General features: G+C 39.8%; 5 protein-coding genes. All 5 read right to left on the reverse strand.

Features of this window, described 5'->3' with window-relative positions; genetic code table 11:
- Positions 1-63: 63 nt before the first annotated feature.
- The 5 genes from DW862_RS19705 to DW862_RS19730 all read right to left on the reverse strand — a co-directional run bounded on the left by DW862_RS19705 (position 64) and on the right by DW862_RS19730 (position 11,961).
- Complete coding sequence (locus DW862_RS19705; RefSeq protein WP_004317113.1) at positions 64-2,094, reverse strand: hypothetical protein; 2,031 nt, start codon at positions 2,092-2,094, stop codon at positions 64-66.
- A 240-nt stretch (positions 2,095-2,334) separates the two neighbouring features.
- Positions 2,335-4,344, reverse strand: coding sequence for a glycoside hydrolase family 65 protein (locus DW862_RS19710; protein WP_008770549.1), 2,010 nt, complete (start codon positions 4,342-4,344; stop codon positions 2,335-2,337).
- Positions 4,345-4,531: 187 nt separating this feature from the next.
- Positions 4,532-6,541 (reverse strand): hypothetical protein, encoded by a 2,010-nt coding sequence (locus DW862_RS19715; protein ID WP_004317111.1) that lies wholly within the window; start codon positions 6,539-6,541, stop codon positions 4,532-4,534.
- Between the two features lie 93 nt (positions 6,542-6,634).
- The gene (locus DW862_RS19720; RefSeq protein ID WP_008770548.1) at positions 6,635-10,663 is read right to left on the reverse strand and encodes a two-component regulator propeller domain-containing protein; all 4,029 of its coding nucleotides are present in this window, start codon (positions 10,661-10,663) and stop codon (positions 6,635-6,637) included.
- Between the two features lie 500 nt (positions 10,664-11,163).
- Complete coding sequence (locus tag DW862_RS19730) at positions 11,164-11,961, reverse strand: FAD:protein FMN transferase (RefSeq protein ID WP_004317108.1); 798 nt, start codon at positions 11,959-11,961, stop codon at positions 11,164-11,166.
- Positions 11,962-12,086 lie beyond the last annotated feature (125 nt).

Consider the following 12,086-nt stretch of genomic DNA (forward strand, 5'->3'; position numbering starts at 1 on the left):
ATTAAAAAAAATCGTTCAAAATGAAATTAAAATATAATTGAGATATCTTCTGACCTATTTCTGTCATTTTAAGAAATGTTCCGCACGTCCCGGAGTCAATAACTCCCACAAAGATGCAACTGTCCATCCTGGTGCGAAGATATCGTTATAATACCCTTTTCCATTTTTGCCATAGTCCCAGTTGGTATGTTGAACGACTTCCGGATAAAAACCGGATTTAGCAATTCCACATAGATGCCCTTCGTGAGGTAGCAATTGGCGCATGGAGGTAGAGATCACCTCTGCGAAATGGGCAAAACGTGGCTCCTCATATTCCTTTGACAACCATTGCAGTACCGAAGCAAATTCAAAAACAAACACGTCAATATGGTTGTTTTCTACAGAGACATTGCCCCAACCACGAGTTTTCAGACCGATATCACCCAACATCTGACCTTGAGCAAAAGGAACGTCCCATACATAATACCATGACAATGCAAAATAAGCAGCCTTTCTTGTCAGGTCGGCATAATGACGATGCTCGTCTCCTTTCGTTATTAACGAAAGATAGTAAGTTGCTGTAGCAGCATAAAGAGAAGCCTCTTTATCTTCACAATTGGCATCGAGAGTAGATGAAAAATAGTCAGCTTTAGATATCAAGACTTTCTCCAGATAATCTGCTGTCCTTTTAGCACTGGCTAAATAACGTTTATCCTTAAAATATTTATATCCCATTATTAAAGGCAAAGTGGCCGAAGGCGTACTTCCCCCACTGTCATCAACTACTGTAAAATCATCGTGGAATTTACGGGGGAAACTGCCATCCGCATGCTGCAACTGTAGAAGTATATCAAGCATATTTTTCATCTTTTGCTCCCATTCAGGATGACGACGACCATTCTCCTTTTCATAAGCAAGAAAATGAAGCATAGCATAAATTCCTTCTGATTGACGACGAATACTATGTACAGGATCTTCATACCCTCTATCAAAGTTTACCGATTCTTTAAAGAAACCAGCTTGGGTAAAGCCATTCTTCAAATAACTATCGAATACTTTCATACTGTTTTCTTTCAGATCCTCTCTGCCACATTGCCAACTATATTCCCAAGCATTGAATGCATTAAGAAGCACACGACCGATAAAACCTACTTCTGCCTGGCCGTTACTCTGACAATCAGCAGTCCGCAAATGAATACCCGAATTAAAAGTCAACGAATTACCAGTCACCAGACTATTGACAAAGAAACGGCTCATTACTTCTTTCATATCCTCAATAGAATAAGGAGTATCAACCGGAGCCGGAGCATAAGTGTCATAGCTATACTCCCACGCATTCCGAATAAAATCAGAATAATCATCAGCTTTATTCTCCATAATCTCCCATGTCAGTAACATTGTTTCTCCTTTTTTCAGAGACTGAAAAGCCTCTACCGCCGGAGCCAATGTTAATTTTCGAATATAGCTTTTAGGTGCTTCACGGTAAGGAAAACCGAAAGAAAGTGTTGCCACTCCATTCTGATTTTCGAATCCAGTAAAACCTATTGAAGTTTTACCTGAAAGAATGATTTCTCCCTCTCGATGAGTAGACAAAACCTCATTAGCAAAATTGTCTATACGACTCACTGTCACAAAGCTTTTTTCCTTTTCTGAATAAATACCTGTAAGAGGAGCACTCAATCTATCCTCACGTACCAACCAGCTGTCTGATGTATGAAATGAAGGTGCTTCCTTAGGAGATCGCAGATTGCGACGATACCAGAACCCCGGCATATAGAACTGGCAATCATCATGATTAAAACCGGTTGACAACTGCTCGCTAAAATTAAAATAAACATCCTCTAATGCAGTTAGACTGACATTGATGCGTAACTTACCATTCATATCCTCCATTCTCTGAGTTATTACCATCGGAATACCTTTTGAAGGTTCCAACAGATAAGATGAACGGTCATTCTTCAACTGCCGCATATCCAGCGAGTATTTTTCCGATTCATTTCCCGGTACTTTTAAGGAAATAGATGCTGAAATCTTTTCTGGAGTATAATTGACAGCTTCAATAGCCTCAACATATAACCCAACAAGTATTCCACAAAATAAGCATTTTAAATTCATGTAAATTCAATTAAATGAATCAGTAATAAAATAAATACTGGTTCTGTTAATACATTAATAATTCATTTTCAAACTTGAGCAACAGCTAACATCTTGTAGCTTGTGTGATACGCAACAAAAATATGGAATTCTACCAGCTTAGGATATTAAAAACAGGTCAATAAATGAAATTCCAGTCTCAATTTCCCTCCCAAAGCATACATCCTCTGACTTTTATTTACACAACCAAAAAAATTGAACTCATTTCTGCAGCCGGACATATGTTTTACCATCCGGTCCGACTCCTTTAACTACCAACCTTCTCCAATGTTCCGGCAATTTCGATGGCAATTGTTTAATGCCGTTATCTGTAATTTCCAAACCACAAAAGCCATTGATTACAGTCTGCAAAAGTCCCCCCGCACCAGTTGAGAAATAAGGATTAGTACCTCCTGCACCCTCAGAAAGAACACCGAACGGCGGTAACTGATTAGGACGGAAGCTCTGCACAAACAGCTCATATGCCTTATCTCCCTCACCAAGGCGTGCATATTGCAAAGCCAATACAGAGAAAGACATTGCAGGACCTCCTTTGTCAATCTTCCCCTCATAATACTCCAAATCTTTACGAATTTCTTCCGGACGGGTAATCAGGTTTAATGGATAGACCAGTAAATTAGCATCCGCCTGCTTGATAACCTGTCCACTATAACCATCATACTCCATAGTCACTCCATTTTCAAATTTGGGGATACGTAGCTTTGCTGCTATTTCTTTCCAAATTACCGGAGCTTTAACCCCACATATGAAAGCAGCCTTAGTAGCATCCTGTAATGCGCGAATAACAGTACCGTTCGTAAAGGCATTATCATCACCCTCTGCATATTCATCGGCACAAACAACATTACGAATCGAATAGGAACCATCGTCATTCTTTTCTACACGACTTACCCAAAATTCTGCCACTTTCTCCATTAAAGGGAACCCTTCTTCACGCAACCATCGTTGATCTCCGCTCATACAGTAATAATTCCAAGCCGCAATAGCGATATCAGCAGTGATATGATGCTCAAAAGGACCAGTCAACGCCCAAGTTGGGCACGCCTCTTCTCCTGCATCATCACTTTCCCAAGGAAACATAGCTCCATCATATCCATAACTTAATGCTTTCTGACAAGCAGCTTCCAACCTGTCAGTACGATAGTCCATCATTGTTCGTGCAATCCCCTGATTCATAAAGAGCATAGGCGGATACATCCAAAATTCGGTATCCCAGAAAATATGTCCATTATATCCCTGTGAAGAAAGCCCAAAAGGAGGTATACTCAACCGACTTCCTTTGCGTGCATTGGAATACAGATTATAAAGTGCAAAACGCACAGCACGCTGCGCTTCGTCATCCCCCTCAATCACAATATCACCTTTCCACATCTCGTCCCAGAGTTTCTGATGCCCATCCATCAGACGCGCCAATCCCTCTTTCGCACCATAAATAACTTCACGGTCCGCCTCATTGTACGGATCTATAAAATCACGCCCGGTACAAACAGCACCTAATAAAGTAAAGAAGAATTTCTCTCCTTTCTTTAATGGAATAGAAATCTGCCCATTCCCATTATATTGTTGCTGCACGTTAGAATTCTTATCATAAATAAATGCGGAAGAAGCCGAAACTTTCTGTTCACGGTGTTTTGATAAAGCCCAAGTACGCACTATTTTTATATCATTCCCATTAACATTCACATTGACCAGTTTCGAACCTATGTTTTTATACTCATCAGGCACCTCGATAGGATTTGACACTGTCAAATACATATCCCCCAGTGCCGTAACCTCCACACGAACTAGTCCCGCATAAGGCAAATTTCTTAGAGCACAGATACTATAAGACACATCTGCTTTTCCATCACAAATGAAATGCGTATTATGAGTAGCTTCTTTCATATCTATACACTGTTCCCATCCCGAAATATTATCGCCATTTACAGTCTGTCCATTAATTTGCATCTGTAAATTGAATGGATTGATTCCTCGTAAAACACGGCTCACATCTTGAGGAGTAGCAGAATCAAAAACATGGTTCAGCATGACATGGCGAATAGAAAACGGCTCTTTCCACGGCAGGATACCAATACCTCCATTGGCTACTGTTGCCCCGTAATAAGTTCCGTGATAATCAGTTGTCTGTATCTTCCACAAACGATCCTGTCCATTTGCCTTAATGGTGAGAGCTGATACTAGACAATAAAATACGATCAATAGACTTCTCATATAAAAAATAATATATTTAATTTGTTAATGACATCCGACACAAAAATAGGGCGTATCTGCCAATCATTAGGAAATAACCAGACCAAATGATATAACAAATCAACCAGAATCGTACTAAAAAATAATATTTAAGCCAATTTTGTTACCAAAATTGGCTTAAACCAAAGGGCAGATTATTTTATCTTATTTAAATGCGCACTTCGATCGGTTTTCCGTTCATTATCTTGCTTCTTTTTACAATCTTATGATCCTTTTTTATCAAAACCGACAGTTTGTTATCTTTATCACGCTTCACCTCAATATCGAATATGGAACCAAATGCACAGACACGTTTCAATGACATCATGTTCCAACTTTCCGGCAACTGCGGTGTCATCACAAAAGCATCCAATGCTATGGGACGGATGCCGAACAAGCCCTCAGTCATAATGCGACAATACAAAGCACTTTCTGTGGACAAATGCCTTTGGTTTCCCTCCGGCCACGCTTCCACTGCGTAAGGAACATGATCACCCAACAAACGAGTAGCAGAGTATTTATCCAAATATTCAGTAGCTATGTCTCTAGCACCACAAGAGTAAGCCCCCCGGAAAGCATAGAGTGTAGAACGATCCCAATAAGTAGAAGTACCCGACTGAGTTAACAACCCATTCTCCATCCATAGTTTATCAGAGAATAGAGCCTCTACAGTACCTTTCGCCTGCTCATAAATACCCATAGTCAAAGGAATGCAAATCCATGAACGTAGTACAGTATTACCATCATAATAGCGATAAGTATCATACCCCTCTACATTACGGGCAAAATATACATCAATGTTCTTATAAAGTTCAGCAGCCCTATCCTGATAAGACTTTATCTGTTTATGTTCTTTTTTCAACGCTTTCCCCAGATAAGCAGCTGAAATCAAGGCATCATAATATAATGAAGATGTACATAGATTAGCTTTTCCGGCAGGAAAACGATTTTCAAGTTCATCTGAATCTGATTTTACTACCCCGTCTACGTTCAGTTGGCGATGACAATACTCCAGACACCATTCAATCAGCGGCCACAATTTTTCAGCCTCATTACGATTACCGGATGCCAAAGCATAACGTGCTGCACCATAGCCAACCATTGCTACATCACCACGATCACCCGCAACACCAAAACAATCAATCCCCTCTGCAATTATAGACGAGGGTAAAGGTTTATACTCATCATTCATATAGCGCATAAACAAGCCGAATGAATCCATAGCCGAACGATTTCCGGCTTGATAACCTAAATATGGAAAAAATGGATTGATATATTCAGCCTGATCATTTGCCCAAACAGCAGCATAATAAGCTTCTCCGCCAGGGCTTTGCATATATCCGCCTTTGGTATCAAATATGCTTTCCGAACCACGTATCTTGGCAAAAGAAAACATGGTATTGATTACGTCATTCGGAGTTTCTAACACAAGGTTACCTTGTATCCGTCTCAAAAATCTCCGACGTGCCAAAAGTTCATTATTAACATCCAGCGCCAACTCCTGATCATGTTTCTTATATCCTGCATAGACTACCTGAAACCAAGCTTTTTCTCCGGCTTTCAGTAGATAAGTACCATTTTTTACTGGAGAAGAAAGAGTGGCCGTTAATGTATAGCTACCCTCCACTCCTTTTGTCTCATCAGTAGAATAAGAAAGAGTGGTCGATGGGAATTGAACTGTCTGTGGGTGATCTGTCGTATTCTCCAACTCATATTTCTCACAGAAGGCCGGTTGTGATGTGGAAGGAAAAAGCGTACGTGTCAATGAAATCCCCCTAGCAGCATATATACTCTTTACAGTCATAATTCCATTCAACGATACAGTCTCCACCTTTTCCCCTACTAACGGCTGGCCATTTACAAGACATAAATGTGCCCAGTCCCCATTAAAATGGTGTTGTAAACTACCATGGGTATCATTAGGGATAGTACGAAAAGTAGGTAAAACCATATTCCGGTCAATCACCCATTCACCTGCCTCATTAACACCATAGCGCAATACCGTTGAAACTTTCAGTCCACTCATTTCAATGTGGTCATTATGCGCCCCATTCACTTTCCAGCAAATACTATCGGAAGAAGCAATCATCCATCTCATTATCTCACTGGCATTCAAAAAATCAGTATATAATCCAATTAGTAATAGTGCAAGCCACACTGTCTTTTGTCTGGTCATCATATCTTATAGTATTATTAAAAAAATTTACACTAATAAATTATAAAATCTCAATATAATAGATGCAATAGAATGAAATACAGCTTTATGTATAAACTACTCTTCTTTCGAATTAACAAAATCTTTAGGCAATACTCCAAATTGCTTTTGAAAACATTTAGCAAAGTAAGACGGAGAATTAAATCCTACCATATAACAGATTTCATTCACACGGTTTTCTCCCTCTTTCAGCAATTGGGCCGCCTTTTTCAAACGCTCCAAGCGTAAAAACTCATTCGGGCTCAAATCCAAGACTCCCTTTATTTTCCGATAAAAGTTAGACCTGCTCATATTCAGCTTATCCGCCATATCATCCATGCTAAATTCAGGGTTGCCATAATTAATTTGGATTACTTCGTTCAACCTCTTAATAAACTCCTCATCAGCTTTTGTTAAGGCCATTGTATTAGCAGCTATAAAAGGAGACTCTGCAAAAGCCTGACGTAATTTTTCCCTATTCTGAATAAGATTAGAAGCACATGCTTGCAGATATTCTACAGAGAAAGGTTTTTCAATATAAGCATCTGCCCCCAGTTCCATCCCTTCTATCTTTGATTGTATATTGGTCTTGGCAGTCAGCAGGATGACAGGAATATGACTGTAATTCAAATCTGACTTAATAGTCTTACATAATTCAAAACCATCCATCACGGGCATCACAACATCACTTATCACTAAGTTCACATAATTGCCATCGAGCACCTGTAAGGCTTCTGCACCATTAGTGGCTGTCAGCACTGTATAATCTCTCGACAATTGACGGACAACAAAAGTTAGCATATCAGGATTATCTTCCACTACCAGCACAGCGGGGCGATTATCTTTCTTTCCTGCCTGCTCTGCAGGAATTTCGTTAACCCTTTCAATTTCAACCTCCGCCTCCGGAGTCAAAGTGATTGTCGTATCCTGAACAACCGGTAAAGTCAAACAGAAAATATTACTTTCCTCTCCTGCCTCCATAACCAACGTTCCCAGATGGAATTCAGCCAGCGAGCGGGAGAGTGCTAAACCGATTCCAGTACCGGTAGTCACCTTTCCGTCCTCTTGTTCATTAAAACGAACAAAAGGTTTAAAAATCTCCTCTTTCATTGCATCAGGAATAATTACTCCATCGTTCACTGTGCGAATACGGAATAGATTATTATCATCCCTTTGGGGAGCTTCCAACATTACATGTACATAACTTTCGGCATATTTCATTCCATTGTTCAGCAGATTGCTAATAATCTTCGTAAATGCTTCCTGATTAACATGAGCATAGAAGTCCTTCTCTGGAACCTGTAGGGTAAAATCCAACCCTTTCTGTTTTGCAAGAGAAGTGAAACGTACATGGGTTTCTTTCAGTACTTCCGTTATATTGCATTTTGCAAAGTTCAACCGGAATCCCTGGCTTTCCGTCTTGCGAAAGTCAAGTAGCTGATTGGTCAGATTAAGTAATCGTTCCGTGTTCTGTTTCATGACGTTCAAGTCCTCACGGGTTTCAGCATCCACTTGTTTTTTCAGTATGATGTTTTCCAACGGACCTTTAATCAATGTCAGCGGTGTACGTATCTCATGAGCTACATTCGTGAAAAAGTCAATCTTTGCATGATAAACCTCACGCTCCTTCTCCTGCTCAAACTTCTCCATCTGCCTGCGATGCTTATTATTACTACGTCTTTTGAAATACATAATTATATACAAAGAACAACCTATAATCAACAAAGCATACACAAAATAAGCCCAAGCAGAAAAATAAAAAGGCGGAAGGATATGCACTTTTAATGATATTTCGTTTTCATTCCATACTCCGTCACTATTAGAAACTTTCACCTTGAATGTATAATTGCCATATCGCAGATTGGAATAAGTAACGATAGGACTTTCGCCAATTGTCAGCCAATCTGCATCAAAACCATCCAGTTTATACATGATTTTACTCATTCTTGGAGCTTGAAAGTCTAATGCTGTTACCCGGAAAGAAAAAGAGTTCTGGTTAGACTGGAGAATGAGTTCATCAGAGAAAGTGATACTCTTTTTCAATGGAGATCCCGGTTCACCGACATACACTTCTTTACCAAACAACAGGAAATCCGTAATCACAATAGATGGAAGCGACCTATTCTCTGAAAAAGTTTTCGGGTTGAAAGCGATAAAACCGTCGATACTTCCCAAATAAATCGTACCGTCTTCCGTCTCCAGACTGGAGCGGTAATTAAACTGATCGCCCAGCAGACCATTAGAGGTAGTATATACTTTCATTGTTCCGGTAGTAGGTTGGAAACATACGAGCCCATTATTCGTTGTCAACCAGAAAAATCCGTCTTTATCTTCTACAATCTGATAAACAACATCGTTTGGCAATCCGTCTGCCAGATTATAGCTGGTAAAAGTTTCCGTTTCCGGGTGGAACAGGCAGAACCCTCCGCCTTGAGTTGTCAACCAAACTTGCCGGTGAGAATCTTCGAAGATACTTACCACTTTATCATACGGAAGGCTTTTCGGATCATTTTCATTGTGCAGATAATTCTTCCATTTCTTCTCGCTTACATTATAACAGTAAGCGCCGTTTGCATAAGTGGCCAGCCAAAGGTTTCCTCCGAAATCTTCTTTTATGTCATATACAAACCGGCCATTCAGCTCTGGTATCCGGTCAAAATCGTCAGATTGTCTATTATAACGCAACAAACCGAATAAAGTACCCAGATAAATATCCCCTGTCGTCGTTCTACAAATAGAGAAAACACTGTTATCTATCAATGAGCGGGGCGAATCTGTCTTCTGATAGGTTTTCACAATAGCTCCCGTACGCGTATCCACCACTTTCACTCCTTTCGAAAAAGTGCCCACCCAAAGGTTATCATCAACTAAACACAGCCCATGAACATTTGTAAAAGCATTGCTTGGTGTAAAAAAAGAAAAAGTCTTGGTCTTAGGATTAAAACGATTCAGACCGCCATCTTCTGTACCAATCCACAGAATTCCTTGGTTATCCTGACAGAACTCACGTACCCGTTTCCCATGCAAACCTTTATCAGTCCCTTTGGGATAATATTTCTCGAAGTTCGTATAAAAACGGGGATAGTAGTTTATACCACCAAAGTAAGAACCAATCCATATGCCACCCTCACGATCTTTACACAATGAATAAATGGCATTATCGGATAAAGAATAAGGGTCATTGATCGAACTGCGCAAATGGGCGTACTTACTTAACCGGAAATTATAAATATAAAGTCCCGACTCTGCACCAATCCATAGTTCATTGTCAGAAGCGACCAACAGTTCACGACAGAAAACAGGCTCTCCACTTTCATCTTCTGAAAGCAAGTCATGCAATTTGTTAGAGGTCAGGTTCAGCTCTTTCACCCCTCCCTTTAAAGAACCTACATACAGACAATTGTATGCACCTTTCACAATACAGGTCACTACGTCGTTCGCATAAAATTCCTTGTTATCCAGAGGCGAAAGATAAGGATGAAGGGTTTGCAGACGGTCTTTCGAATAGAATAGTCCATCACCATAACAGCCGATCCAAAGGGTTCCGCTATTGTCAAAAGCAAAGGTCTCAACATTAGTAGTAAGAAAGGAGAAGTTCTGTAAGGTATAGTTTTGAAGCTCTCCTTTTTCGAGATTATAACAGAACAGTCCCTGTGATTCCACTGCCACCCAAACGCATCCTTCGTTGTCTCCGGAAATTGCGGTTACAGTATGTTCTATTTTAGTGTTTTCCTCACTCAATTCGGTAAAGTGCCGGAAAGAGTCTTTTTCAGGATCATAGATATAAAGTCCCACGTCAGTACCTACCCAAATATCTCCTTTCGTATCTTCATAAAGTGCTGTGATAAAATTATTTCCGATACTCCGTCGAGTACGGTCATCATGTTTGAATTTACGGAATGATAAACCGTCATATCTATTCAAGCCATCTTTGGTGCCGAACCACATAAAGCCTTGCCTGTCCTGCAAAATCGCATTAACCGTATTCTGGGATAAGCCGTTTTGTACACTTAGATTTTTAAAATAATAATGTTCATCCGCCATTTGTGCATGGCAGCTTATCTGATAGCCTATTAAACAGATTAAAAGTATTAGAACTTTCTTCATAAATATACATATTTTCTATCCTTCCGTTTGAGTTACCAAATGTAGGCAAAATCACAGCGGAAAGATAGTAAATATGTCTCAATGAATGAAAGAATAGTCCTATTTTTCTATTCGGATACGCCGCGTCAACTGCTACAACGGCTTTTGGTGTAGCTAAAAAAGGAACCAGACCGGAAGACACATCTTTCAGCACCTCCACAAAAACACCTCCCAAACCGCAAAGTACCACACTGTCACTTTTAGCAATAACAATACCTTATTTATACCTGAAACAGAATTATTGAGCATCTCTATCATATAGCGTTCTCATTCCCTGACAATAGTTACCGTATCTATTTTGTATCTATATGCCCCAAAAAGCCCTGTCAGATATCAGTAGTTATCACCTCAACTATTAATAACTACCTCCTTAATTATTAATAATTGAAAAACCCATCAGAATACTTTAAAATCAAACATAGCTACTTAGGAAAACAAATATTAGCACATCAGAGAAATACCTAATAACCAATCAAGAAAAACTGGCTTAATACAGAAGAGAATTCAGCCAGTAAATCCTTGCGCAGTTCGCTGTCAGCAGCAAACAAAGCGGTAGACAATATTTCTCCTATTGCCCCATTAGTTGTAACTACAGATATCTGTCGAGCACCTTCCACCAATTTTCCATCTCGAGGAGAAACAATATGCCGACGTTCAGGAGAGTCATTACCAGAGGTTGTAAGACACTCATTATGAAGAAGTATATTATTGACTTTCCATCCCGTTCCTACCGGATGATTACCTAAAGCAAGGACGGAACTGTTTCCCATATTTATCAATGCATTTTCTATCACACACTCATTCAATATGCTTTTAATTGTTTCCAAAGCATACCCTTTGAGGAAACCAGATAAGTTGACAGCAACTCCCGGTCGTGAAAAATAGATACTATGATCTTCAGCTGATAAATGGACCGATTGTATCGTGTTCTGATTGTAATTTTCTGAATGGACTGTAATATCAAAACACCCCAGAGTCTTCCCATTATATTCCAGACATAGATCAATCATTGAATAGAGTTCTTCGCTAAGAACGACCGGAGAAACAAAAGCTGTCCGGTTGACATAAGCCAATTCACTGGCCGGATTATAAAAGTTCGCCATCTTTTCCAACCGGCACAATGCATCATAAATACAATTGACCACAAACAACAATTCTCCTTCCGTTTTCTTGCTATACAGGATAATATCCACCCGTGTATGCATGGAAAGAAACCAGGCATAAAGCAGTCCACTGCCTTCATGGGACGGCTTATACATATGTTGAATAGGGACTTGCATCGTATAGCAGGACAAATTAGGCACGGATTACCCAAATTACACGATTGCTATTTCATTAGAACAACCGTGAAATTCGCGCAATCCGTGCCTGAATAAAAAGTCGT

The organism is Bacteroides sp. AM37-9, from assembly GCF_003603455.1.
Lineage (GTDB): Bacteria > Bacteroidota > Bacteroidia > Bacteroidales > Bacteroidaceae > Bacteroides > Bacteroides xylanisolvens.